The sequence below is a fragment of the Kribbella sp. NPDC050470 genome (assembly GCF_044458365.1).
Classification (GTDB): domain Bacteria; phylum Actinomycetota; class Actinomycetes; order Propionibacteriales; family Kribbellaceae; genus Kribbella.
Map to the genome: position 1 here is coordinate 224,152 of NZ_JBITHV010000013.1, position 24,746 is coordinate 248,897.

General features: G+C 69.0%; 20 protein-coding genes. 15 read left to right on the top strand and 5 right to left on the bottom strand.

The window, feature by feature from the left end; genetic code table 11:
• Position 1: 1 nt before the first annotated feature.
• From ACIBGM_RS36695 to ligD, 7 genes are read left to right on the top strand one after another with little or no spacing between them, the layout of a single operon-like run.
• Positions 2-907 (top strand): carbohydrate ABC transporter permease, encoded by a 906-nt coding sequence (locus tag ACIBGM_RS36695; RefSeq protein ID WP_396388170.1) that lies wholly within the window; start codon positions 2-4, stop codon positions 905-907.
• Positions 904-1,797, top strand: coding sequence for a carbohydrate ABC transporter permease (locus ACIBGM_RS36700; RefSeq protein ID WP_360531469.1), 894 nt, complete (start codon positions 904-906; stop codon positions 1,795-1,797). Before ACIBGM_RS36695 ends, ACIBGM_RS36700 begins: the two co-directional genes overlap by 4 nt.
• A gap of 3 nt (positions 1,798-1,800) precedes the next feature.
• Positions 1,801-2,892, top strand: a complete 1,092-nt coding sequence (locus ACIBGM_RS36705; RefSeq protein ID WP_396388171.1) for an ABC transporter ATP-binding protein — start codon at positions 1,801-1,803, stop codon at positions 2,890-2,892.
• 26 nt (positions 2,893-2,918) lie between these two features.
• Entirely contained in the window at positions 2,919-3,845 is a 927-nt protein-coding gene (locus ACIBGM_RS36710) for an acetylxylan esterase (RefSeq protein WP_396388172.1), read from the top strand.
• Positions 3,846-3,850: 5 nt separating this feature from the next.
• Positions 3,851-4,702: an acetylxylan esterase gene (locus tag ACIBGM_RS36715; RefSeq protein WP_396388173.1), complete on the top strand. Its 852-nt coding sequence runs from the start codon at positions 3,851-3,853 to the stop codon at positions 4,700-4,702.
• Positions 4,695-5,789, top strand: coding sequence for an aminotransferase class V-fold PLP-dependent enzyme (locus ACIBGM_RS36720; protein ID WP_396388174.1), 1,095 nt, complete (start codon positions 4,695-4,697; stop codon positions 5,787-5,789). The genes ACIBGM_RS36715 and ACIBGM_RS36720 overlap by 8 nt, the downstream gene beginning before the upstream one ends.
• Before the next feature lie 26 nt (positions 5,790-5,815).
• Positions 5,816-6,796, top strand: coding sequence for a non-homologous end-joining DNA ligase (gene ligD / locus ACIBGM_RS36725; protein ID WP_396388175.1), 981 nt, complete (start codon positions 5,816-5,818; stop codon positions 6,794-6,796).
• Here ligD and ACIBGM_RS36730 read toward each other — a convergent pair.
• Complete coding sequence (locus ACIBGM_RS36730) at positions 6,793-10,098, bottom strand: hypothetical protein (RefSeq protein ID WP_396388176.1); 3,306 nt, start codon at positions 10,096-10,098, stop codon at positions 6,793-6,795. The genes ligD and ACIBGM_RS36730 overlap by 4 nt on opposite strands.
• A 30-nt stretch (positions 10,099-10,128) precedes the next feature.
• A complete protein-coding gene (locus ACIBGM_RS36735; RefSeq protein ID WP_396388177.1) occupies positions 10,129-10,701 on the bottom strand; it encodes a TetR/AcrR family transcriptional regulator in 573 nt (190 codons plus the stop codon).
• A gap of 117 nt (positions 10,702-10,818) precedes the next feature.
• Here ACIBGM_RS36735 and ACIBGM_RS36740 point away from each other — a divergent pair, with 117 nt between their 5' ends.
• The gene (locus tag ACIBGM_RS36740; RefSeq protein ID WP_360531444.1) at positions 10,819-11,748 is read left to right on the top strand and encodes an alpha/beta hydrolase; all 930 of its coding nucleotides are present in this window, start codon (positions 10,819-10,821) and stop codon (positions 11,746-11,748) included.
• Here the strand turns inward: ACIBGM_RS36740 and mug are convergent.
• Positions 11,741-12,241: a G/U mismatch-specific DNA glycosylase gene (gene mug / locus ACIBGM_RS36745; protein WP_360531441.1), complete on the bottom strand. Its 501-nt coding sequence runs from the start codon at positions 12,239-12,241 to the stop codon at positions 11,741-11,743. The two genes, ACIBGM_RS36740 and mug, sit on opposite strands and share 8 nt — an antisense overlap.
• A gap of 36 nt (positions 12,242-12,277) precedes the next feature.
• Here mug and ACIBGM_RS36750 point away from each other — a divergent pair, with 36 nt between their 5' ends.
• The 6 genes from ACIBGM_RS36750 to ACIBGM_RS36775 all read left to right on the top strand — a co-directional run bounded on the left by ACIBGM_RS36750 (position 12,278) and on the right by ACIBGM_RS36775 (position 20,825).
• Positions 12,278-13,555: a serine hydrolase domain-containing protein gene (locus ACIBGM_RS36750; protein ID WP_396388178.1), complete on the top strand. Its 1,278-nt coding sequence runs from the start codon at positions 12,278-12,280 to the stop codon at positions 13,553-13,555.
• Between the two features lie 44 nt (positions 13,556-13,599).
• A complete protein-coding gene (locus ACIBGM_RS36755) occupies positions 13,600-14,997 on the top strand; it encodes a sigma 54-interacting transcriptional regulator (protein ID WP_396388179.1) in 1,398 nt (465 codons plus the stop codon).
• Between the two features lie 2 nt (positions 14,998-14,999).
• Complete coding sequence (locus tag ACIBGM_RS36760; RefSeq protein WP_360536997.1) at positions 15,000-16,958, top strand: VWA domain-containing protein; 1,959 nt, start codon at positions 15,000-15,002, stop codon at positions 16,956-16,958.
• 278 nt (positions 16,959-17,236) lie between these two features.
• A complete protein-coding gene (ppdK, locus tag ACIBGM_RS36765) occupies positions 17,237-19,891 on the top strand; it encodes a pyruvate, phosphate dikinase (protein ID WP_396388180.1) in 2,655 nt (884 codons plus the stop codon).
• Between the two features lie 73 nt (positions 19,892-19,964).
• Entirely contained in the window at positions 19,965-20,357 is a 393-nt protein-coding gene (locus tag ACIBGM_RS36770; protein ID WP_360536999.1) for a hypothetical protein, read from the top strand.
• A 189-nt stretch (positions 20,358-20,546) separates the two neighbouring features.
• On the top strand, positions 20,547-20,825 hold the full coding sequence (locus tag ACIBGM_RS36775) for a YciI family protein (RefSeq protein WP_396388181.1): 279 nt from the start codon (positions 20,547-20,549) through the stop codon (positions 20,823-20,825).
• Between the two features lie 126 nt (positions 20,826-20,951).
• Here ACIBGM_RS36775 and ACIBGM_RS36780 read toward each other — a convergent pair whose 3' ends face one another.
• Positions 20,952-22,172, bottom strand: coding sequence for a hypothetical protein (locus tag ACIBGM_RS36780; RefSeq protein ID WP_360537003.1), 1,221 nt, complete (start codon positions 22,170-22,172; stop codon positions 20,952-20,954).
• Positions 22,173-22,368: 196 nt separating this feature from the next.
• Between ACIBGM_RS36780 and ACIBGM_RS36785 the strand changes: the two genes are divergently transcribed.
• The gene (locus ACIBGM_RS36785; protein ID WP_360537005.1) at positions 22,369-23,895 is read left to right on the top strand and encodes a UDP-N-acetylglucosamine 1-carboxyvinyltransferase; all 1,527 of its coding nucleotides are present in this window, start codon (positions 22,369-22,371) and stop codon (positions 23,893-23,895) included.
• On the opposite strand, the gene ACIBGM_RS36790 is transcribed toward ACIBGM_RS36785, so the two are convergent.
• Positions 23,860-24,705, bottom strand: coding sequence for an alpha/beta hydrolase family protein (locus ACIBGM_RS36790; protein ID WP_396388182.1), 846 nt, complete (start codon positions 24,703-24,705; stop codon positions 23,860-23,862). The two genes, ACIBGM_RS36785 and ACIBGM_RS36790, sit on opposite strands and share 36 nt — an antisense overlap.
• Positions 24,706-24,746 lie beyond the last annotated feature (41 nt).

Here is a 24,746-nt window from a genome sequence, read left to right on the forward strand (position 1 = left end):
GATGAGTGTCCTCGCCGAACGCCGGCCGCTGGGCGACAGCGCCAAGGCCTGGGCGCTGAACGCGCCGGCCATGATCGTGATCGCCCTGCTGGTCGCCTACCCGATCATCTACTCGTTCTGGGTCAGCCTGCAGCGCAACAACCTGAAACGCCCGCGGGCGAAGAAGTTCATCGGGCTCGACAACTACAAGGCGCTGCTGTCGGACCAGGCGTTCCTGTCCGCGCTGAAGGTGTCGGCGCTGTTCGTCCTGGTGGTGCTCGGGCTGACCGTCGTACTGGCGCTGATCCTGGCGCTGGTGCTGAACGAGCGGTTCCGTGGCCGCGGGCTGCTGCTCAGCCTGGCCTTGTTGCCCTGGGCAATGCCCGGCGTGGTGAACGGCCTGATGTGGCGGACGATCTTCGACGCGAAGACCGGCGCGCTGAACGGGTGGCTCACCCAGCTCGGGCTGATCGACAGCTACCACGCCTGGCTGACGTCGGGGACCGGCGCGTTCCTGTTCACCGCGCTCGCCCAGGTGTGGAACACGCTGCCGTTCTCGGTCATCATTCTGCTCGCCGGATTGTCGACAATCCCCTCGGAGCTGTACGACGCCGCGACGGTCGACCGGGCCGGGGCACTGCAACGGTTCGCCCAGGTCACGGTGCCGTGGTTGCTGCACCCACTGCTGATCGTGCTGATCCTCGAGACGATGAACGCGTTCCGGGCCTTCGACACGATCTACGTGCTGACCGGTGGCGGTCCGGGCGACGCGACCACCACCATCGCCCTGCTCGACGTGCAGACCGTGCTCACCTTCACCGACTTCGGCCTCGGCTCCGCCTACGCCTGGGTGATCACCGCGATCACGCTGCTCATCTCGATCGGCTACATCGGCCTCCTCTACCGGAAGGGGAACTTCGAGGTATGAGAACCGTCGTGCGAGTTCCCCTGCGGTACCGGATTCCGTGGAAGAAGATCGTGCTGTATGTGCTGGCGATCGCGTTCGCGCTCTACCTGGTGCTGCCGTTCTACTGGATCGTCGCGATGAGCTTCATGCACGAGGTGGACGCGATCTCGGTGCCGCCGCACTGGATCCCGACCAGCCCGACGCTGGAGAACTACCTCGGCTTCGTCAAGCCGACCGAGGCGCAGGCGCTGGTCGGCGGCCGGGCGATCGAGGAGACACCGTACTCGCTGCGGAACAGCCTGATCGTGGCGACCGCGACGGCGGTGCTGAACCTGGCGCTGGCGACGTTCGCGGCGTACTCGTTCAGCCGGCTGAAGTTCCGCGGCAGCCAGGTGCTGCTGGTGCTCTACCTGCTCACCCGGATGGTGCCGGGGATCGCGATCATCATCCCGTTCTACCTGCTGATGCGGTCGCTCGGGCTGCTGGACACGTACCTGGCGCTGATCCTGTCGTACACCACGTTCGCGCTGCCGATCACGATCTGGATCCTGAAGGACTTCTTCCGGTCGGTGCCGCGCGAGCTGGAGGAGGCGGCCCGGGTCGACCGGTGCGGCTGGTTCCGGACCATGTGGTCGGTGTTCCTGCCGGTGGCAGCGCCCGGGCTGGTCGCCGCCGCGGTGTTCGCGTTCATGACCGCGTGGAACGAGTTCATGTTCGCGCTGTTCCTGACCAGCACCAAGGCCGCGAAGACGATCCCGGTGGTGGCGGCGAACTTCGCCACCGACTTCAACACCCAGTTCACCGTGATGGCCGCAGCCGGTGTGCTCGCGGTCGTCCCACCCCTGGTACTGGCCCTGCTCTTCCAGCGCAAGCTGGTCCAGGGTATGGCCGCCGGATCCGTGAAGGGCTGACAGATGGCAGAGGTGCAACTCGAAGGCGTGACCAAGTCGTTCGGCGGCAAGGTCGCCGTGCACGACCTGAACCTGACCATCCAGGATCAGGAGTTCCTCACCCTGGTCGGACCGTCCGGCTGCGGGAAGTCCACCACGCTGCGGATGATCTGCGGCCTGGAGCGGGCCACCGAGGGCAACATCTACTTCGACGGCAAGCCGGTCAGCTGGCTGCCGGCGAACAAGCGGGACGTCGCGATGGTGTTCCAGAGCTACGCGCTCTACCCGCACAAGACGGTCCGGCAGAACATCGGCTTCGCGCTCAAGATGATGCGGGTGCCGAAGGCAACGATCGCCGAGCAGGTGCAGCAGGCGGCCCGGACGCTGGACATCGAGGACCTGCTGGACCGCAAGCCGCGGGAGCTGTCCGGCGGCCAGCGGCAACGGGTCGCGCTCGGCCGGGCGATCGTCCGCGACGCCGGCGCGTACCTGCTCGACGAGCCGCTGTCCAACCTGGACGCGCAGCTGCGGGTGCTGATGCGGGCCGAGATCAAGCGCCTGCACGTCGACGTCGCCCGGACCTTCATCTACGTCACCCACGACCAGGTCGAGGCGATGACGATGTCGGACCGGATCGCGGTGATGCGCGACGGCGTGGTCCAGCAGTGCGCGACCCCGGAGGAGATCTACGAGCGCCCGGCGAACCGGTTCGTCGCGTCGTTCATGGGCTCACCGCCGATGAACTTCGTCACCGGTGAGCTGGTCGATGCCGACGGCAAGCGGTCGTTCCGGAGCAGCGCGATCACCCAGGAGATCCAGTCGTACGGCGCGCTGCCCGACGACCCGGCCGTCGTCCTCGGAGTCCGGCCGGAGGACGTGTCGCTGTCGCCGGAGCCTTTGCCCGGGTACCGACCCGGGAAGGTCTTCGTCTCCGAGCCGCTCGGGCCCGACGTGCTGGTCACGGTCCGGATCGACGGCGAGCTGATCAAGGCCCGCGTCCCGGTGCCGTTCCGGCTCGGTCACGACAGCACGGTGTACGTCGGCTTCAACCCGGACCGACTGCACTTGTTCACCGCCTCCGACGGCGCCGCCGTGCACGCACCCCTGGCCGTGTAGGCACCCCCGAGTCGAGAGGAATGCTCTTGAGAGACCCCGAGAACGCGACCGTCGAGGTCGAGCGGCCGGCCGACTTCGACGACTTCTGGGCGGCCGGCCTGGCGGACTGCGCGTCGTACCCGCTGGATCCTTCGTTGACCGAGATGCCGGGCTTGTCGACGGAGAAGGTGATTGTCTACGACCTGCGCTACACCAGCTACGGCGGTCTCCGGGTGGCCGGCTGGTACACGGTGCCGCGGGATGGGGCGGCGCCGTACCCGGCGCTGGTCACGATTCCCGGGTACATCTCCGAGCCGACGATCCCGAAGGAGTGGTCCGAGCTCGGGTACGCGGCGCTGGCGGTGGCGCCGCGGGGAAAGCTCCGGTCGAACAGCGTGTTCAACCCGGGCTATCCGGGGCTGCTGACGCACAACGTCGTCGACCACAACACGTACGGGTACCGCGGGTTCTACCTCGACGTGGTGCGGGCGGTCGACGTGCTGCTCGGTCGTCCAGAAGTCGACAATGAGCGGATCGGCCTGCAGGGGTCGAGCCAGGGCGGTGGGCTCGGGATCTCCACGGCTGCCCTGCGACCCGAAGCGGTCGCCTGCGTCGCGGCCGGGGCGCCGTACCTGTGCGGGATCATGACTGCGCCGACGCTGACCCGGTCGTACCCGTACGAGGAGATCAACGAGTACCTGCGGGTGCATCCGAAGGATGTCGACCGGGTGCGGGAGACAGTCGCGTACTACGACGGGCTGAACTTCGCGCCGAACGTGACGGCGCCGACGCTGCTGTACCTCGGGCTCGAGGATGACGTGTGCCCGCCCGAGACCGGATTCGCGTTGCAGCGGGCGCTGACCTGCGAGACGACGCTGCACACGTTCCCGCACTGTGCGCACCACGCCGGGCTGCCGGGTGTGATGCGGATCGTGGAGGACTTCCTTGCCGACCACCTGAAGCCGGGACGGTGACACTCATGGACTTCGAGGCCTACTGGACCGCTGTCGACGCCGAGCTGGCCGCGATCCCGTCGCGGCCGGTGCTCGACCTGGTACCGGCGCGGACGACCGACGAGGCGACGAGCTACACCGTGCGGCTGACCAGCACCGGGCCGTACCGCGTGTTCGGCCACCTCAGCATCCCGACCGGTGACGGGCCGTTCCCTGCGCTGCTGTCGACTCCGCGCTACGGCAGCGTCAACCACGTCCCGCATCCGAACGACCGGAGCCGGTATGTCGTCTTCGGCCTGATGCACCGTGGTCAGCGGCTGGCCGACGAGGGATTCTCGGCGGCGTACCCAGGATTGTTGACGATGGGCATCGACGACCCGGCGTCGTACATCTACCGCGGGATCGCGGCGGACTGCCTGCGGGCGGCCGAGTTCTTGCTCGGGCTGGCGGAGGTGGATCCTGCGCGGGTCGCGGTGAGCGGGGACGACCTGGCCGTGCTGACGGCTGCGCGGCGGCCCGGGTTCAGCGCCGTACGGGTGTCGGAGTTGCTGTTCTACCGGGCGCTCGAGGCGCGCTTGCGATCGTCGCTGTACCCGCTGGAGGAGTTGAACGATCACCTGCGTGCCGGCGCGTCACTGGCCAGTCTTGAGCGGACGTTGTCGTACTTCGACCCGGTCCGGCATGCGCCCGCGGTCCGGGGACGCACATTGTTGGCTGTCGACAATCCGACGTGGTCGGCGCCGCTGGCCGAGACGTTCCCGGCGGCGAGCGTCTACGAGTTGACGCATCAGGACGGGACGGACAACGACTTCCTCGATGCGTGGCTGGCGGAGTTGTCCGGTGTGCCGCCGATGTCTCGGTTCGTCGCGCATGGGTAATCCGCTCGGGGTGCGGCCGGTGATCAACGCGTCGGCGACGCTGACCGCGTTGGGCGGTTCGTTGATGCCGCCGGCCGCGATCAAGGCGATGGCCGAAGCGGCGGCGCACTTCGTCGATCTTCACGAGTTGCACACGCGAGTCGGCGAGCGGTTGGCGGCGCTGACCCGCAACGAGGCTGCTTATGTGACGTCGGGTGCCGCGGCCGGGATCACGCTGACGGTCGCGGCTTGTGTCGGCGAGCCTGGGCAGGCGTTTCCGGTGGACTCCAAGGTGGTGATGTTCGCGAGCCAGCGCAACGGCTACGACTACTCGGCTCGTCTGACCGGCGCGCGGATCGTCGAGATCGGTCCGTCCGTCGACGAGCTGCGTGACGCGCTGTCCCGTCGGCCTGCCTGTGTCCTGTGGTTTGCCGGTGCTCACTACGCGAGTGGCGCGCTTCCGGTCGAGCCGGTTGTCGAGACAGCGGAGTCGTACGGCGTGCCGGTCATCGTGGATGCGGCCGCGCAGGTGCCGCCGGTGGCTTCGCTCTGGCGGTTCACTGCGGAGATCGGCGCGGATGCGGTGATCTTCAGTGGGGGCAAGGGATTGCGGGGGCCGCAGTCGAGTGGGTTGGTGCTGGGGCGGCGGTGGATCGTCGAGCGGTGTCGGGCGCATGCCTCGCCGTACCAGGAGATCGGGCGCGGGATGAAGGTGGGCAAGGAGGAGTTGCTGGGCCTGCTCGCGGCGGTCGAGTGGACGTTGGAGCAGGACGAGGACGCGCTGCTCGAGGGGTACGAGCAGATGGTCACGCGGTGGGTCGAAAAGTTGCGCGGATTGCCCGGGGTGGAGGTTGGACGGGGCTATCCGAGCGAGGCGGGGCAGCCGCACTCGCGGGCCGTTGTCCGATTGTCGACAACCTCCGGATGGACGCGGGACGAGTTGGTGGCGACGCTGTGGGACGGGGAGCCGCGAATCGCCGTGGGCACGATCGGCGTGCGGGAGGACGAGCTCGCGCTGAATCCGCAGACGATCGAGCCGGGGGAGGATGAGGTGGTTCTCGATGCACTCGTTCGGCTTCTCGGCACCGGTCGCGAGGGCCCGTCGTGAGGCCTCGTCGCGAGTAGGCTCTGGGGATGGCGAGGAAGCCGGACGAGACGCGTGACGGGGTTGAGCTGACCAACCTGGATCAGCCGTTGTTCGACGGTGCGGACGCGACCAAGCGGGATCTGGTCGACTACCTGGACGCCGTACACCAGCGGATCCTGCTGGAGTTGCGGGGGCGGCCGCTGTCGGTGATCCGGATCCGGCCGGGACAGCCGGCCTTCATGCAGAAGAACGTGCCGAAGTACACCCCCGAGTGGGTGAAGACGGTGTCGGTCTGGGCGGAGGCGTCCAAGCGGGAGGTGTCGTACGCGTTGTGCGACGACCGGCGGACGCTGCTGTGGTTCGCCAACCAGCGGGCGGTCGAGTACCACCCGACGCTGATGCGGGCCGAGCGCTGGGACCGGGTGACGCATCTCGTGCTGGACCTGGATCCGCCGGAGGGGGAGACGTTCGCGATGGCGGTCCAGGCGGCGTTCCTGGTCCGGCAGGCGCTGACCGACTCCGGGCTGGCCGGGGCGGTGAAGACGAGCGGGGCCAAGGGGGTACACGTCTTCGTGCCGATCGACGAGTCGGTGTCGATCGAGGATGCGGCGGCCGCGACACGGGCGATCGCGGCGCGGGCCGAGCGGGTCGATCCGGAGGTCGCGACGACGGCGTACATCAAGGAGGACCGGCACGGGAAGGTGTTCGTCGACTCGACCCGGTCGGGTGGGGCGACGGTGGTCGCCGCTTACAGCCCGCGGGTCCGGCCTGGTACGCCGGTGTCGTTCCCGGTCGGCTGGGACGACCTCGACCGGGTCACGCCGCGGGACTTCACCGTCCGCACTGCGCCAGACCAGCTGGGTGAAGCTGACCGCTGGGCTGATCAGTTGCCCGCGCCCCAAACCCTCCCCGAAGACTTGCTGGAGGAGGGCCGCGCCATCCCGGTCGCCCGAGTAGCCGCCATGCACGAAGGCAAACGCCGCAAACGCGCCAAAGAGGCGGCTGAGAAGGAGGCCTCGGAGAGTTAGTTCTCTGGGGCGGTTGTCAGGTCCAGGGCCTGGTGGCGGATGGCTGGGTGGGGGTGGTTGCGGAGGGCAATCAAGAGGGTGCGCCACTCGGTGGGCCAGCCGGTGCGGGGGCCGGCGGCGCGGAGGAGGGCGTGGGCCAGGAGACCGGAGGTCGCGTCGGGGGACGTCACCAGAGACTCGGCTGTGGGGAGGAGCTCCTGCGGGGACCAGGTTGCTTCGGTGGCGGACAGCCGCTGGTAGAGAAGGTCGGATGCGGACAATGCTGCGATCGGATTGTCGACAATCGTCCGGTGCAACGCAGCGAGTTCTTGGGGGAGTCGATCGGACTGCAGGGAGGCGACCTGCAGTCGCAGGTGGAGGTGGAGGAAGTCTGAGTCGGTCAGCTCCGCGGCGACCTGCTTGAGGTGTTGGCGGACAAGAGTTGAGCGACCGCCGAAGTGGGCAGTCAGTTGATTGACCAGACGAGCCAGGCGCTGCCGGGCGGGGTGGTCGCGGTCCGGGGTCGCGTTGGGGAGATCGGGGGCGGCTTCCAGACGAACCAGGAGCCGGACCGCGTCGAGCAGTTCATCAAGACCGTCCGACGGATTCGTCGCGACGATGGAGACGAGTGACGTGAGCGCGTCACTCCAGACCCGGCTCCGGATGGACAAGTCGCTGATGAAGTCAGCACACACCCGAGCGGCCGCGCGGTTGTAGCGCGCCCACTGCCGCAACGCCAGCAGCGCCGGCCCGACGACCTCCGGCTCGCTCCTGGTCGTCACCGCGATCAACAGATCCGCATACCGCGCCCGATACAACAGCGGTACGTCGTACGCCCGCCGCTCGGTCAGCACGACAGCAGTAGCCGCAGAGTCGTGCACTGCCTGCTCCAGCACCGCCCAGGCAGCCGGGTCATGAAGCAGGTACTGCGCCATCGTGCTGGCGATCGCCGCCCGCACATCCCGATGGGCGGGAGCCCAAGCCTCAGTCAGTACGGCGCCCGCGCCAGGTGCACGCAGTTCGCCCAGCATCCGCACCGCTGCCTTGCGCGAGGTGATCTTCGCGCCAGAACCCGCCAGCACGGGCTGCAGCAGACCAGGCAACATACTCGGCCGCACGTACCGTGCAGCACGCGCCGCCGCGTACATGGCGACCCGGGCGCGGTCGTCACCCGCATGCGAGAGCAGCACCGGCAGCGCAAGCTCAGGCCGAGCGGACCACGCCAGCCCCGCCAGTGCAGCCTCCTGCAACAACACGTCGTCACTGCCGAGGAACTCGTCCAGCGCAGCCCCCGGCACGTGACCGAGCGACCGCACCGCCAGCGCCCGGTACCACTCGTGCAGCCGATCGTCCCGCGCCGCCGCGACGAGCAGTTCGCCGTACCGGGACTGCTCGCGCGGCAGCCATGTGCGCAGTGCATAGTCCGGGACTTGCCACGACGTGCTGTTGCGGTCGAAGCGCTGGATGCGGTCCGCAGCAGCGAGCACCGGGTCGAGCAGGTCGGTGTAGATCTCGGTGACGAGCCACCACACCGGGTGGAAGCGAGCCATCGTGACGTCGCGGTCGATGATCTGCCGGACCCGCTCGGACCGGGTCGGCAGCGGATCGAGCCAGTAGCGGCAGGCCTGGTCGGCGGTGGACTCGTTGTCCGACCAGACCGCCTGCTCCAGGATCCCGTGCAGATGGTCCAGCGACCAACCGCGCCGACCCAACGCTGAGGCTACCGTGAACGCAAGCATGTACTCGTCCCGCTTCGCAGCGGCCTCGATCGCCGGCCGCAAGGCGTCGTACACGGCGGTCTCCCGGCCGCGCGGAAGATTGTCGACCAGCCGGTCCAGATCGATCCGCCCGCGGTTGTCGGTCAGCCGGGCATGAGCCTGCAAACCCCAGTCCAGCAAGGCGGCCCGGTTGCCGAGGGCACCTTGTACGACGGCGTGCTCGGCCAGACTGGTCAGCGCCCGCCGGGTCGCCCACGACGTGTCCCGTGCGTTCAGCGCGTCAGTTAGCAGGGACTCCAACGGCTGCGGATCCGTGAAGAGCGTCGGTGAGATCCCAGCAGCGGCCTGGAGGAGACTGCACCGCACCGGATCCTTGTCGTTCCGGACACGGTCCGCGGCCCAGTTCAACGCCCGCACGACGAGCTCAGGATCCCGTGAGTAGCCAGCCGACCGGACGATCGACCGGTAGACCGCCGACCGCACCCCGGCATCCGGAGCACGGACCTCGGACTCGAGGAGGGCGAACGCTTCCTCGTAGGGCAGATAGCTACTGATGCCGCGTCGCACCGAGTCGTCCTCGCGGACGCTCGGCAGTTCCAGCATCCGACGCGCCTGCTCGACCCGCACTCGATGCGGCAGCACCTGCAGCAGCTCGTCGCCGAGCACGGTCTGCCCGAGCTCGACGTCCTTCGTGACCGCTTCGAAGATCGTCGTACGGCGAGACGGCGCCAGGTCGGCCAGCAGCCCAGCAAGGTCCGGCCAGACGAGTCGGCCGAGCGCAATCAGGTCGTCGTCCGAGTATCGGTGTAACCGGCGACGGAACCCGGGAGTGAGCGCCTTCCAGACCACGGCTTCCCGGTCCGGCGAAAGCAGGAGCGCGAGCACCCCGGCCGGATCATGATCGGCAAGGCGCCCAAGGATGTCGAGTACGGCGACCGGCAGCTCATGCGCCGGGATCGCCTGCTTGATCAGCGCCAGCACCGCATCCGGGTCGTGCTTCAGCGCCGCGGTGACACCGTATCCGACGCCCTCCCACCACTCGTCCCCGTCCTCACCGGTGGGCAGCGTGCGCGCCGCGAAAGCGAGCACCTCGTCGGGATGCCGTCTGGCCAGACCACGCCAGCCCGCCGGCGTCACGCAGTACGCCAGCTCTGGCAGCAAGCGGGCCACGGTCGCCCGGGAGGTGGCTTCCAGCAGGCCGACCGCGGCCACGTCACCCCAGCGCGCCCGGTGGTCGTCGATCAGCCGATTGGCGAGGTGCTCTCGACTTGTGCGCCGTACCAGGGCCACCAGCTTCGACCGCAGTGTCGCGGGTGCGTCGTCGTACAGGATCCGGAGGTCGTCGTCCGACACCGGCACGCCACGCCAGACCGCAGCCAGCGCGCGCGACTGAACGGCCGGTTCCGGGTCGCGGAGCAGCCTGGAGACGTACGACGTGTCCCGGACGACCTCGGCTATCTGGATGCCGACGATCCGCTCGAACGCGTCGCCCCGGCCCAGCTCGTCGAGCAGCCCGGTCAGCTCCTGGGCGCGGTCGGCGACGTACCGCACCCGTTGCCCGTACGAGAGCCCGTCGATCGATCGCAGTAGGTCACTCGCACGCATGCGCCCAATCCTGCCGAGCGCGGGTGTCAGTCAGCGCGGCAGGGTGGCGTCGAGCAGCAGTACGGCGGCCTCGCGGGCGCGGACCGCGGGGTCGGGGGAGCCGGAGATCGTGGAGCGGGTGATGGCGCCCTCGCTGAGCAGGATGAGGTGGTCGGCGAGGCGCTCCGGGTCGGGGGCGTCGGCGGCCTTCGACAACTGGGTCAGGGCCTGGCGGAAGCCCTCCTTGTGCTCCAGCGCGAGCTCGGCGACCCGGGGTGAGACGGTGCCGAGCTCTCCGAAGGAGTTGATGAACGCGCAGCCGCGATAGTCCCGCTGCCGGAACCAGTCGTCCAGGAAGTCGAACACGGCCAGGATCCGGTCCCGCGGATCCGTCGCCGCGTCGACGTGCTCGGCGAGCATCGACTTCCACAGCGCGTCGCGGCGGTCCAGGTACGCCTCGATCAGGGCGTCCTTGGACGGGAAGAGCTGGTAGAGCCGCTTCAGCGAGACACCGGACGCGGTCCGGATCGCGTCCATCCCGACCGCCTGGACGCCGCGCTCGTAGAACAGCTCGTCCGCCGCGTCCAGCACCTGCCGCTGCGCGGTCGCCGTGTCGATCGCCATCTCACCCATCCTCCGAGGCCACGTGATCCGCGCCACCTTGCGCGGAGAACCATCGTTCTCCTAGAGTACAGGACATCGCGGAGAACGCCCGTTCTCCACTGCTGAGGGAGTCCAAAGATGACCGTGCTAGAGCCCGCTGCCCAGGCCTTCGCCGACGCGACCGCCAAGCCCCCGTTCCTGTTCCAGTTGGCCCCCGAAGAAGGCCGCAAGCTGGTCGACGAGGTGCAGACCACCGACTACCCGAAGCTCGACGTCGACGAGGAGTGGGTGACCGCGGCCGACGGAACGAAGGCCCGCATCGTCAAGCCGGCCGGCGCGACCGGCGTGCTGCCCGTCATCCTCTACATCCACGGCGCCGGCTGGGTGTTCGGCAACGCCCACACCCACGACCGCCTGGTCCGCGAGCTCGCGGTCGGCGCCGGAGCGGCCGTGGTCTTCCCGGAGTACGACCTGTCGCCCGAGGTCCGCTACCCGCACGCGCTCGAGCAGAACTACGCGGTCGCGCGCTGGATCGTCGCCGCCGGCAAGGAGCACGGCCTGGACCCGAATCGGCTGGCGATCGCAGGCGACTCGGTCGGCGGCAACATGACCGCCGCGCTGACGCTGCTCGCCAAGGAGCGCGGTGACGTGAAGTTCGTCCAGCAGGTGCTGTTCTACCCGGTCACCGACGCGGCGTTCGACACCGACTCCTACAAGCAGTTCGCCGAGGGCTACTTCCTGATGCGTGAGGGCATGAAGTGGTTCTGGGACCAGTACACGACCGACGAGCAGGAGCGGGACCAGATCACCGCGTCTCCGCTGCGCGCCACCACCGAGCAGCTGACCGGCCTGCCGCCGGCGCTGGTGATCACCGGTGAGGCGGATGTGCTGCGCGACGAGGGTGAGGCGTACGCCGCCAAGCTGCTCGAGGCCGGTGTCCCGACGACCGCCGTACGGTTCGCCGCGATCATCCACGACTTCGTCATGCTGGACGCGCTCCGCGACACCTACGCCGCCAACGCCGCCATCAACCTGGCGATCTCGACCCTGCGTACGGCGCTCAACTGACCCGCTCGAGCTCCGCGAAGGCAGCCGCCAGCTTCGGCAGCGTGTAGTGAGCATTCAGGCCGCTCGGGTTCGGCAGGATCCAGACCCGGGTGTCGCCGATCAGGCGGTCCTGCTTGCCGATCTGCGCCGTACGCTCACCGAAGGCGTCCCGGTAGGCCGTGACCCCGACGACGGCGAGCCACTCCGGCTGGTAAGTGAGGACCTTGGCGACCAGGTTCTCCCCACCGGCGACGTACTCCGCGCGGGTCAGCTCATCGGCCCGCGCGGACGGACGATCCACGACGTTCGTGATCCCGAGCCGGTAGCCCAGCATCTCACCCTGCTCGGCCGGCGCAAGCTGCCGCGGCGTGAACCCGCTCAAGTGCAACGCCGGCCAGAACCGATTCCCCGGCCGCGCAAAGTGATGCCCGGTCGCCGCGGACATCAACCCCGGGTTGATCCCGCAGAACAACACCCGCAACCCGTCATCGATCACATCCGGTAGCGCCTGCACAGACGTCACCCTAACCGGCTGACGTAGGTTGGCCCCATGGCTGACTGGGTGGTGCGGTTGCGGGAGTTGGCGGAGGTGGCGAAGGTTCCCGGGGCGGTGCTGGGGATCTGGCACGACGGGGAGACGACGATCGCGCCGTACGGCGTGCTGAATGCGGCGACCGGGGTCGAGACGACCGCGGACTCGGTGTTCCAGATCGGGTCGGTCAGCAAGCCGTGGACGGCGACGATGATCGTTCAGTTGGCCGCCGAGGACCGGCTGCGGCTGGACGACCCGGTGGTGAAGCTGTTGCCCGAGGCACCGATCGATCCGCGGGTCACGGTCCGCCAGCTGCTGACCCACACCAGCGGCATCGACGGCGACGTGTTCACCGACACCGGACGCGGTGACGACTGCCTCGCGAAGTACGTCGACCTGCTCCGCGACGTGGACAGCCTGTTCGAGCCCGGTACGGCGTACTCCTACTGCAACGCCGGATTCGTGCTGCTCGGCCGGATCATCGAGGTCCTCGACGGCCGGACCTGGGACGAGTCGCTCAAGGCACGGCTGGTCGAGCCGCTCGGCCTGACGCATACGGTGACGTTGCCGGAAGAGGCGATCCTGCACCGGGCGGCCCGCGGCCACCTGCTGACCGACGGCTCCCCGGCCAAGACGTGGCAGCTTCCGCGCAGCATCGGCCCGGCCGGTCTGATCACGCAGAGTGCGGGCGACCTGCTCGAGTTCGCCCGGATGCACCTGACCGACGAGCGGTACGCCGCGATGCAGGAGCCGCAGGTCCCGTACGCCGGCGGGATCGGCGGGTTCAGCAACCTCGGCCTGGCCTGGCGGATCTACGACTGGGGCGGCCGGACCCTGCTCGGCCACGACGGTACGACGATCTCGCAGCTGGCGTTCCTGCGGATCGACCCCGAGGCGCGGCTGGTGATGTGCCTGCTGACCAACTCCGGCAACGGCACGAGCCTGTTCGAGCCGCTCGCGTCCGAGGTCTTCACGCACTACGTCGGGGTCGCGCACCCGAAGCCGCCGCAGCCGATCGACGTACCGATCGACGATCGCCACGTCGGCCGGTTCGAACGCGCGAGCGTCCGGCTGGACGTCGTACGGCGTGATGATCGGCTGGTGATGAACTACCAGGCCACGGGGGAGCGGCTGGCGTTCTCCGAGGAGCCGGTGCACGAGTACGAACTGCGGCCGACGGCGCCCGCGGACGGCGACCACTTCGTCACCCGGGAGTCGGAGACGCACCCTTGGGTCCCCGTCACCTTCACACCCACCCACGTGTTCACCTCGGGCCGGGTTACCCCCAGACGCTGAGATAACCAGGTGCGATTTGGGGTGACCGAGCTAACGTCATCAGGGTGACTAGTGCACCTGCTGAACTTCCCCGTCAGGCCGGTGACCTCCGGGCCGCCGGGTATCTCCCACGGTCGATCAAGACCGAACTCCGTGACAACCTGCTGAAGGAACTGCGGGCCGGGCGTGACCCGTGGCCCGGGATCGTCGGATTCACCCGGACGGTGATTCCGCAACTCGAACGCGCCCTGCTCGCGGGGCATGACGTCGTACTGCTGGGTGAGCGTGGCCAGGGCAAGACCCGGCTGCTGCGCACCCTGGTTGGCCTGCTGGACGAGTGGACTCCGGTGATCGAGGGGGCCGAGCTGCCCGAGCACCCGCTCGACCCGATCACCCCCGAGTCCAAGCGCAGGGCCGCCGAGCTCGGTGCCGACCTGCCGGTCGCGTGGCTGCATCGCGACCTGCGGTACGCCGAGAAGCTGGCCACGCCGGACACGTCGGTCGGCGACCTGATCGGCGACGTGGACCCGGTGAAGGTGGCCGAGGGCCGCAGCCTCGGTGATCCGGAGACCATCCACTACGGCCTGGTCCCGCGGTCGCACCGCGGGATCGTCGCGATCAACGAGCTGCCGGACCTGGCCGAGCGGATCCAGGTCGCGCTGCTGAACGTGATGGAGGAGCGCGACATCCAGGTCCGCGGGTACACGCTGCGGCTGCCGCTCGACGTGTTGCTGGTGGCAACGGCCAACCCGGAGGACTACACCAACCGCGGCCGGATCATCACGCCGCTGAAGGACCGGTTCGGCGCCGAGGTCCGGACCCACTACCCGCTCGACATCGACGCCGAGGTGGACGTGATCCGGCAGGAGGCCGAGTTCACCGCCGAGGTCGGCGAGTCGCTGCTGGAGGTGCTGGCCCGGTTCGTCCGGCACCTGCGGGAGTCGAACGCGATCGACCAGCGCTCGGGGGTGTCGGCCCGGTTCGCGGTCGCCGCGGCCGAGACGATCGCCGCGGCCGCGCTGCGTCGCAGTGCGATCACCGGTGAGGAGCCGGCGGTCGCGCGTCCGGTCGACCTGGAGGCGGTGCCCGCCGTACTGCGGGGCAAGCTCGAGTTCGAGCCCGGTGAGGAAGGACGCGAGATCGAGCTGCTCGAGTACCTGCTGCGGCGCTCGGTGGCCGACACCGCGCGGGAGCGGTTCGCCGGTCTCGACCTGAGTCCGCTCGCCCACGCTGTTGCCGACGGCCACTTGGTGACCACAGGTGAGCGGGTGCCGGGCCGCGACGTGCTCGCGGCCCTGCCCGAGCTGCCGGTGCTGCACGATGTCGCCGCCCGGGCGGGCGTGGACCCGAACGAGTCGCCCGGCCGGATCGCCGCCGCGGTCGAGCTCGCCCTGGAGGCGCTCTACCTGTCGAAACGCCTGGCCAAAGACGCCGACAACGACACCACGGTGTACGGAGTCTGACCGTGACCGCGTCCATTCCAGAAGGCTGGTCGTACGGGCCGTGGCATGACGGTCCGGATCCGCTTGCCGCGCCGGTGGACCTGCGCGACGCGCTGGACGAGATCGGCCGTGACGTGATGAACGGCTCGTCGCCGCGGTCCGCGCTGGAGGAGCTGCTCCGGCGCGGCACCCGGAGCACGCAGGGTCTGGACGACCTCACCCGCCGGCTGTGGGAGCGCCGCCGCGAGATCCAGCGGCGGCATAACCTCGACGGCACGTTGCGCGACGTCCAGCGGCTGCTCGACGAGGCGCTCGAGGCCGAGCGCCGGGAGCTGTTCCCGAACCCGTCCGACGACGCCCGCTTCAAGGAGGCTGAGCTCGACGCGCTTCCGTCCGGTACGGCGGCCGCCGTACGGGAGCTTGCGAACTACCAGTGGGAGTCGTCGGAAGCGCGAGAGAAGTACGAGCAGATCCGGGAGTTGCTCGGCAAGGAGCTGCTCGGGTCCCGGTTCGAGGGCATGAAGGAGGCGTTGCAGCAGACCACGCCGGAAGACGTTGCCCGGATCAACGAGATGCTGACCGACCTGAATGCGTTGCTCGCCGCGCACGCGCAGGGCCGGCCGGAGGTCCCGCAGCTGTTCGACGAGTTCATGGCCAAGCACGGCGAGTTCTTCCCGGAGAACCCGCGAAACGTCGACGAGCTGATCGACGTCCTGGCGCAGCGGGCGGCCGCGGCGCATCGGATGCTGAACTCGATGACGCCCGAGCAGCGGGCCGAGTTGATGGAGCTGTCGCAGCAGGCGTTCGGCAGTCCGCAGCTCGCCCAGCAGCTGGCGCAGCTGGACTCCCAGCTGCAGGCGCTGCGGCCGGGGGAGGACTGGACCGGTTCGAACCAGATGAGTGGTGACGATCCACTCGGCCTCGCAGAGGGTGCGCGGGCGATGTCGGACCTGGCTGAGCTGGACGCGTTGGCCGAGCAGCTCGCGCAGTCCTACCCGGGGGCACGGCTCGAGGACATCGACCTGGATGCGCTCACCCGGCAGCTCGGTGACGAGGCGACGGTCGACGCGCGGCGGTTGTCCGAGCTCGAGCGGCAGCTTCGCGACCAGGGGTTGCTCGAGCGGGCGCCGGACGGTTCGTTGCGGTTGTCGCCGAAGGCCTTGCGCCAACTCGGTCAGACGGCGTTGGCCGACGTACTGCGGACCGCTCGGGGCTCGGGTGAACGGGACGCGGCGAACGCCGGTGCGGCCGGTGAGCTGAGCGGGTCCTCGCGGCCGTGGGAGTTCGGTGACACCCAGCCGTGGGACGTGCCGCGCACGGTGCGGAACGCCGTACTGCGGACTGCTTCGCGGAGCGGGTCGGTCAAGCTCGACGTGTCGGACGTGGAGATCGCCGAGACCGAGCACCGGGCCCGGGCCGCGGTCGCGTTGCTGGTGGACACCTCGTGGTCGATGGTGCAGGAAGGTCGTTGGCTGCCGATGAAGCGGACGGCGCTCGCGCTGCACCAGCTGATCTCGACGCGCTACCGCAACGACGCACTCCAGCTGATCACCTTCGGCCGGTACGCCGGAGTCGTCGAGCTACCGCAGTTGATCGGGATGGAAGGCACCTGGGAACAGGGCACCAACGCGCATCACGCCCTGCTGCTGGCCGGGCGTCACCTCCGTCGTCACCCGGACGCCCAGCCGGTCGTGCTGATGGTGACCGACGGCGAGCCGACCGCCCACCTGGAGCCGGACGGGACGGCCGAGTTCTCCTACCCGCCCGAACCGGCCACCCTGCGCAAGACCATCTTCGAGGTCGACCGGCTCGCCAAGCTCGGCGCCTCGCTGACCGTCTTCCGCCTCGGCGAGGACCCGCGCCTGAACGCGTTCGTCGACCTCCTCGCCCGCCGCAGCGGCGGCCGCGTGCTGGCCCCCGACCCCGACGGCCTCGGCGCCGCCGTCGTCGGCGACTACCTGAGGACCCGCCGGAAGCTGTAGCAGCAGCCCGAAAAGCAGGGTGGTACCCATCCGGAAGGTGGGTAACACCCTGCTTCTGCGTTTCCTCGGCAAACATGGTGATTGTCTCGCGTTGTCAACAGGGGAAGGGTTTTCCGACCTTTGACCTGTGGGCAGGGTCACGTCGACATCGTGAGACCAGTGTTCAACTGGACTGGTTTTTGGGCTTACTCTGAAAACACGCCCCCGCCGCCGGAGTCGATGGGCCAGCGGGTCACCTCCCCGCGCCTGAAACGCCACCTGAAACCCAGGGAGTGATCGTGCCGAAACTCGTCTACGACTTCGCCGAAGGCAACAAGGACATGAAGGACCTGCTCGGCGGGAAGGGGGCGAACCTGGCCGAGATGACCAATCTCGGCCTTCCCGTGCCACCCGGTTTCACCATCACCACCGAGGCCTGCAAGGAGTTCCTGCGCACCGGCGCGGTCCCCGCGGAGCTGGCCGACGAGATCGATCACCACGTCGACGCGCTGCAGCAGAAGATGGGCAAGAAGCTCGGCCAGGCCGACGACCCGCTGCTCGTGTCGGTGCGTTCCGGTGCGGCCGCGTCGATGCCGGGGATGATGGAGACCGTCCTCAACGTCGGCCTGAACGACGACTCGGTGAACGGTCTGGCCCACCAGTCCGGCAACCCGCGGTTCGCCTGGGACGCGTACCGGCGGCTGATCCAGATGTTCGGCAAGACCGTGCTGGACGTGGACGGCGAGGTCTTCGACGAGGCGCTGGAGGCGGCCAAGGAGACGAAGGGCACGCGGAACGACCTCGACCTGGACGCCGACGACCTGAAGGCCCTGGTCGAGACGTTCAAGCGCGCCGTCCACGAGCACACCGGCCGCGATTTCCCGCAGGACCCGCGGACCCAGATGGACCTCGCGATCGAGGCCGTGTTCCGGTCCTGGAACGCCGACCGCGCCGTCCTCTACCGCCGCCAGGAGCGGATCGCCACCGACCTCGGCACGGCGGTCAACATCTGCTCGATGGTGTTCGGCAACCTCGGCATGGACTCCGGCACCGGCGTCGCGTTCACCCGTGACCCCGCGAGCGGCCAGCCCGGCGTGTACGGCGACTACCTGCAGAACGCGCAGGGCGAGGACGTGGTGGCCGGCATCCGCAACACCGTCCCGCTGGCGGACATGGAACAGCTCGACAAGACGTCGTACGACGACCTGATGGCGATCATGGCCAAGCTCGAGGGGCACTACCGCGACCTGTGCGACATCGAGTTCACCGTCGAACGTGGCAAGCTGTGGATGCTGCAGACCCGGGTCGGCAAGCGGACCGCGGCGGCCGCCTTCCGGATCGCGACCAGCCTGGTCGACGAGGGCGTGATCGACACCGACGAGGCGCTGAAGCGGGTGAAGGGCGCCCAGCTGGCGCAGCTGATGTTCCCGCGGTTCGACGCGGACGCGGACAAGGAGCGGATCACCAAGGCGATCGGCGCGTCGCCGGGCGCCGCCTCGGGCACGGTGGTGTTCACCTCGGCCGCCGCGGTCGAGGCGGCCGAGCGCGGCGAGAAGGTGATCCTGGTCCGCCGCGAGACGAACCCGGACGACCTGCACGGCATGATCGCGGCGCAGGGCATCCTGACCAGCCGCGGCGGCAAGACCTCGCACGCGGCCGTGGTCGCCCGTGGCATGGGCAAGACCTGTGTCTGCGGCGCCGAGGAGCTCGACGTGAACGTTGCCCAGGGCACCATCAAGGTGAACGGCACGGTGATCGAGGCCGGCGAGACGATCTCGATCGACGGCACCACCGGCGAGGTGTTCAAGGGCGAGGTCCCGGTCGTCGCGTCCCCGGTCGTGCAGTACTTCGAGGGCACGCTGGCTCCCGACGCCGGCGACGAGCTGGTCGCCTCGGTGCACCGGCTGATCAGCCACGCCGACCAGGTACGGCGCCTCGGCGTACGAACCAACGCGGACACGGCCGACGACGCGGCCCGGGCCCGGCGGTTCGGCGCCGCGGGGATCGGGTTGTGCCGGACCGAGCACATGTTCCTGGGGGAGCGGCGGGAGTCGGTCGAGCGGCTGATCCTGGCCGACAACGACGCCGACCGGGAGGCTGCGCTGGCCGAGCTCGAGCCGTTGCAGCGCGGCGACTTCCTCGAACTGCTGGCCGCGATGGACGGGCAGCCGGTGACGATCCGGCTGATCGACCCGCCGCTGCACGAGTTCCTGCCGTCGATGGAGGAGCTCGCGGTCAAGGTCGCGTTGGCCCGCGAGCGCGGTGAGGAGCCCGGGCACGACGCCGCGCTGCTGACCGCGGTCGAGCGGCTGCACGAGGAGAACCCGATGCTCGGCCTGCGCGGGGTCCGGCTCGGCCTGGTCATCCCCGGCCTGTTCGCGATGCAGGTCCGGGCGATCGCGTCCGCGGCGGTCGAGCTCCGGCAGCAGGGCAAGGACCCGCAGCCGGAGATCATGATTCCGCTGGTCGGTGCGGTCCAGGAGCTGCACCTGGCCCGCGACGAGGTGGAAGGTGTACTAGCCGAGATCGGCGTCGAGTGGTCGATCCCGATCGGCACCATGATCGAGCTGCCGCGGGCCGCGGTGATCGCGGACCAGATCGCCGAGGCGGCCGACTTCTTCTCGTTCGGCACCAACGACCTGACCCAGACCACGTGGGGCTTCAGCCGCGACGACGTCGAGGGGGCGTTCTTCTCCCGGTACCTGGAAAAGGGCATCTTCGCGGTGTCGCCGTTCGAGTCGATCGACCGTGAGGGGGTCGGCGCGCTGGTGCGGACCGGCGCCGAGCGCGGCCGGGCCACCAAGTCCGACCTCAAGCTCGGCATCTGCGGCGAGCACGGCGGCGACCCGGACAGCATCCACTTCTTCCACGAGGTGGGCCTCGACTACGTCTCGTGCTCCCCGTTCCGCATCCCCGTAGCCCGCCTCGAGGCAGGCCGCGCCGCCCTCGCCTGACCGACCTCGAGAACCCACCAACCATTCCGCGCGCCGGAAAATGGTTGGTGGGTTCTCAACGTACGTCGGTAGCGTGCGGGACGGCCTCGCGGAGCTGCCGGTACTGCGTCCGGGCGGCTTGCTGGCGGTGGTGTCGACCGAGCACATCCTCGGCGGCAGCGTGCAGCTCTTCGCCGACATCATGTACTGCTACCAGCAGTTCATGGACGACGCGGACACCACCGGGCTGCAGCCGGCGGATGCGTTTCCGCAGGACGCCTCCGAGATCGACGCGACCGGTCTTTTCGGGCCGGTGGAGTTCCGCCGGTACGAACGCGATCTGGCCTACACGACGTCGCAGTACCTCGAAGTGCTGTCGTCGTACTCGGGACATCGGGCCTTGACAACCGAGCGGCGTGACGGACTGTACGGCTGCATCGGCGCCAGGATCGATGCGGCCGGGGTTCGATCACGAAGCGTTACCTGACTCAACTGTCTGCAGCAATTTCCTTAACCAACCCCTTGCATCCCGGCTCGTCGACCAGTCAAACTAACCGGGCGGGAAGGGCGATCACTCGTCGACTTTCGGGTCTGACCTGAACCAGCCGCTGTGGCGGCTCGTGACGCCCTTTCCCGCACCAAATCCCTTGTGCAGCAGGGCGTGTAGGGTTTCGGCATGGCTCTTTACGTCGTGCAGCTGCGCTTCGACCTCGCCGAGACCGACCGCCGGCTGGAGGTCCGTCCGGCGCACCGCGAGTACCTCAACTCCTTGAAGGAAGCCAGCAAGCTCGTCGCCGCCGGACCCTTCACCGACCAGACCGGCGCCCTGCTCGTGTACGACGTCGCCGACGAGGCCGAGCTCCGCGACATCCTCGCCAAGGACCCCTACACCCCCGCCAACATCTACGAGCTAGCCACCCTCGCCGAGTGGCAACCCCTCCTCCCCTTCAACTGACCCCTCCCGCCCCGGTCGCCTTCGAGGGGATAACCCCTCGGCGCGTGCCTTCTCTGCTCCCACACGAGGGGAGAAGGCTGCCTGCGAACGGATATCCCCTCGAACGCATCGGGCGGGGGAGGGACGTCAGGCGTCGGCGGCTTCCAGGTTGAGGTGGTCTACGTAGGCCCAGAGCCAGACGATGGGGGCCAGGACGAGTTCGGGCTCGCCGTCCTCGTCTTCGACGAAGACCATTGAGGCCTCGCCGTTCGAGATGTCCTCGATGACCGCCTCGCACACCTCGACCGCGGCCTCGAACGGCAGCATCCGCGGACCGTGCTCCCAGCGCGGCGCGGGCAGCGGAAGCACCGGCGCCTCGTCGGTGCCGTCCAACTCGACCGAGACCTTCTGCAGCTCCTCGTACAGGTCGAAGGTGATCAGCCCGGCGAGCGGCCGGCCGTCGAGGCCGACCAGGTACGGGTCGTCGGAGCCGCCGCGGAAGTTGTCCCGCAGCTCCGGGAACGCCGCCTTGAGATCGGTCGCCTCCAGGTACGGCGCCTCGCCCGGCTCGTCGTCCTCCTCGACCTCGACCAGCCCGCTGCGCATCTGGTCGAACTGGTGCAGCAGGTCGTTCAGCTCGTCGTGCGCACCGCCGCCCGGCGCCTTCTCCGCACGCGCCTCCAGGTCGCGCAGGTGCTCGACCAGGTCGTCCTCGAAGTGCAGCTCGTACCGCGGCAGGCCGGGCTCGCGGCCGGCGTTGATCTGCGCGACCAGCTGGGTCGCCACCGGACCGAGCCGCTCGGCCAGCACCTCGAGCGGCGTGGTCGGCTTCTCGTCGTCGTCGTGCGCGCAGGAGTCGTCGTCGACCTTGCCGTCGCTCTCCATCGCGAGCAGCACCTGGAACGCCGGGAACGCGAGCAGCGCCGCGCTCGCCATCATCCCGTCGCCGATCAGCATCAGCGGGTTCCCGCCGGCCTCGGTCCGGCGCAGATGATCAGGCATCAGTACGGCGGCCTGCTCGACGTTGACCTGGCTGGCCAGCGAGGACAGGCCGTGGTCGGCGTCGACGCCGAGCAGCTCGACCAGCCGCTCCGAGCTCATGTCGAAGTGCGAGCGCAGGTAGTAGCGCAGCCAGCCGGCGTCCACCGGGTTCGCCAGCAGCTCCGCGATCCGGGCCCGGAAGTCGGCCAGGTCGGCGATCGCGAGCACCACCAGGACCGGCTGGTCGCCGTCGCCGATGACCAGCGGCCGGGTGTCGCCGTTCTGGAAGCCGTCGATCACCTGGTGCAGGCTGTCCGCCGCCGCTTCCAGCGGCCACGACTCCGCCTCGAACTCGTTCACCACCGCGGCGGAGGTGTCATCGGCCATCTGCAGGGTCCTCTCCGGGTGGCGGCGGGAGTTGGGGTAACTCTAGGCGGCGGGCGTCTCGACGGACTGTAGGGGGCGAGACTTTGCTGTGCTGTCAGCGGCCGAGGGGGCGGTGATCGGGCCGGCGTGACATTGGCTACGCTGGTCACGGCGGGTCGGTGCTGGGGTATCTCACATGTGAGATAAGGTCCCGCGCATGACTGATGACTACCTGAGCCGGATCGGCAATCTCATCCGGGACGCCCGCAAGCACCGCGGGTGGACACAGGCGCAACTCGCAGACGTACTGAACACCAGCCAGAGTGCGGTGAACAGGATCGAGAAGGGTCATCAGAACCTCACCCTGGAGATGCTCGCCCGGATCGGCGAGGCACTCGACTCTGAAATTGTCTCTCTCGGCGGCGGCCCGGTCCACCTGCGCGTGGCCGGCGGCCGGCAGTTGTCCGGGGCGATCGACGTCAAGTCCAGCAAGAACGCCGGCGTCGCGCTGCTGTGCGCCAGCCTGCTGAACAAGGGCCGCACCACGCTGCGCAAGGTCGCCCGGATCGAAGAGGTCAACCGACTGCTCGAGGTGCTCAACTCGATCGGCGTCCGGACCACCTGGCTCAACGACGCCGGCGACCTGGAGATCGTCCCGCCGGCCCACCTGGACCTGGCCGCGATGGATGCCGAGGCGGCCCGCCGTACCCGCTCGATCATCATGTTCCTCGGCCCGCTGCTGCACCGCGAGGACACCTTCCAGCTCCCGTACGCCGGTGGCTGCGACCTCGGCACCCGGACGGTCGAGCCGCACATGGCGGCGCTGCGGCCGTTCGGCCTGGACGTGAAGGCGACCGGCGGCGAGTACCACGCGATGGTGAATCGCGCGGTGACGCCGGGCAAGCCGATCGTGCTGACCGAGCGCGGCGACACCGTGACCGAGAACGCGATCATGGCCGCGGCCCGGTACGACGGTGTCACGGTGATCCGCAACGCGAGCTCGAACTACATGGTCCAGGACCTGTGCTTCTACCTCGACCTGCTCGGCGTGCAGATCGACGGCATCGGCACCACGACGCTCACGGTGCACGGCAGGGCCGAGATCGACGTGGACGTCGACTACGCGCCGTCGGAGGACCCGATCGAGGCGATGAGCCTGCTCACCGCGGCGATCGTGACCAAGTCGGAGATCACCATCCGGCGGGCGCCGATCGAGTTCCTGGAGATCGAGCTGGCGCTGCTGGAGGAGATGGGCCTCGACTACAGCCGCAGCGCGGAGTACCTGGCCGAGAACGGCCGGACCCGGCTGGTCGACCTAACCACCCGGCCGTCGCGGCTGCACGCGCCGATCGACAAGATCCACCCGATGCCGTTCCCCGGCCTGAACATCGACAACCTGCCGTTCTTCGCGGTGATCGCGGCGACCGCGACCGGGCAGACGCTGATCCACGACTGGGTCTACGAGAACCGCGCGATCTACCTGACCGACCTGAACAAGTTGGGTGGCCGGGTCAAGCTGCTCGACCCGCACCGGGTGATGGTCGAGGGCCCGACGCACTTCTCCGGCGCCGAGATCATGTGCCCGCCGGCGCTCCGGCCGGCCGTGGTCACGCTGATCGCGATGATGGCGGCGAAGGGTACGTCGGTGCTGCGCAGCGTCTACGTCATCAACCGCGGCTACGAGGACCTGGCCACCCGGCTCAACTCGCTAGGCGCCCAGATCGAGACGTTCCGCGACATCTAGGAACGCCACGGCCTCCTCGATCACGGCCGGGTCCGACAGGATCCGGCCGTGGCCGAGGCCGGTCTTGCCCGAGAAGCGAGCGTTCGGCCCGTACGACGCCAGCAGTACGTCGACCTGCGCCGGATCCACCACGTCGTCCACGTCGTTGTGGATCACCAGCAACTCGGCGGCGCCCGGCCCGACCGAGTACTTGGTCCAGATCTCCGGATCGCCGTCGAACAGCCGGCGCTCGATCGACCTCTTCAACTCCTTCTGCACACCGGCCTTCAGCCCGAGCTCGCGACTGAACTTCTCGACCAGGTAGCCGAAGTCCGCGAACCCGCTGATCGACACGATCCGCCCGGCGGCGACCCCCTGGCGCACGGCGTACAGGGCGAACGGGACACCGAGCGAGTGGGCGATCACGCCCTCGAAGGCGCCGTGCTTCCCGGCGAGCTCGGTGATGATCCGCCGGTGGTCGAGGATCGTCCCCATCGGGACGGTCGAGTCGCCGTGCCCGGGGCCGTCGTACGAGACCGGGCTGTAGCCGAGCTCGAGCAGTCTGGTGACGAAGGCGGCGTACCTCGACGCGCGGGAGCGCCAACCGTGCACGAGCAGCACCGGTCGGCGCCCGTCGCCCCAGGCGTAGGTGACGATTCCGTCGACGATCTCGACCCGGGCGGCCGCGTGGATCTCCTGCTCCGCCTCGCGGACTCGCCCGCGCGCCAGCGGCCGCCGCCACAACTCGAATGCGACCCGCCCGGCCAGCCGCGGTGCTACCGCGCCGATCGCCCGCAGTCCCGCCCCGACCGCAGTTGTCATGTCTGTCATCTCGCTCCTCGGCTGGCAAACAATACGAACGGTCGTATTAT

Bases quoted from the DNA above. Each gene is read 5' to 3' on its own strand.
- ACIBGM_RS36735 (WP_396388177.1), bottom strand. From the start codon at position 10,701: ATGGCGATCGACACGGCGACCGCGCAGCGGCAGGTGCTGGACGCGGCG.
- ACIBGM_RS36720 (WP_396388174.1), top strand. From the start codon at position 4,695: ATGGGTAATCCGCTCGGGGTGCGGCCGGTGATCAACGCGTCGGCGACG.
- ACIBGM_RS36705 (WP_396388171.1), top strand. From the start codon at position 1,801: ATGGCAGAGGTGCAACTCGAAGGCGTGACCAAGTCGTTCGGCGGCAAG.
- ACIBGM_RS36780 (WP_360537003.1), bottom strand. From the start codon at position 22,172: ATGGCCGATGACACCTCCGCCGCGGTGGTGAACGAGTTCGAGGCGGAG.
- ligD (WP_396388175.1), top strand. From the start codon at position 5,816: ATGGCGAGGAAGCCGGACGAGACGCGTGACGGGGTTGAGCTGACCAAC.
- ACIBGM_RS36775 (WP_396388181.1), top strand. From the start codon at position 20,547: ATGGCTCTTTACGTCGTGCAGCTGCGCTTCGACCTCGCCGAGACCGAC.
- ACIBGM_RS36695 (WP_396388170.1), top strand. From the start codon at position 2: ATGAGTGTCCTCGCCGAACGCCGGCCGCTGGGCGACAGCGCCAAGGCC.
- ACIBGM_RS36730 (WP_396388176.1), bottom strand. From the start codon at position 10,098: ATGCGTGCGAGTGACCTACTGCGATCGATCGACGGGCTCTCGTACGGG.
- ACIBGM_RS36740 (WP_360531444.1), top strand. From the start codon at position 10,819: ATGACCGTGCTAGAGCCCGCTGCCCAGGCCTTCGCCGACGCGACCGCC.
- ACIBGM_RS36715 (WP_396388173.1), top strand. From the start codon at position 3,851: ATGGACTTCGAGGCCTACTGGACCGCTGTCGACGCCGAGCTGGCCGCG.
- ACIBGM_RS36700 (WP_360531469.1), top strand. From the start codon at position 904: ATGAGAACCGTCGTGCGAGTTCCCCTGCGGTACCGGATTCCGTGGAAG.
- ACIBGM_RS36750 (WP_396388178.1), top strand. From the start codon at position 12,278: ATGGCTGACTGGGTGGTGCGGTTGCGGGAGTTGGCGGAGGTGGCGAAG.
- ACIBGM_RS36785 (WP_360537005.1), top strand. From the start codon at position 22,369: ATGACTGATGACTACCTGAGCCGGATCGGCAATCTCATCCGGGACGCC.
- ACIBGM_RS36790 (WP_396388182.1), bottom strand. From the start codon at position 24,705: ATGACAGACATGACAACTGCGGTCGGGGCGGGACTGCGGGCGATCGGC.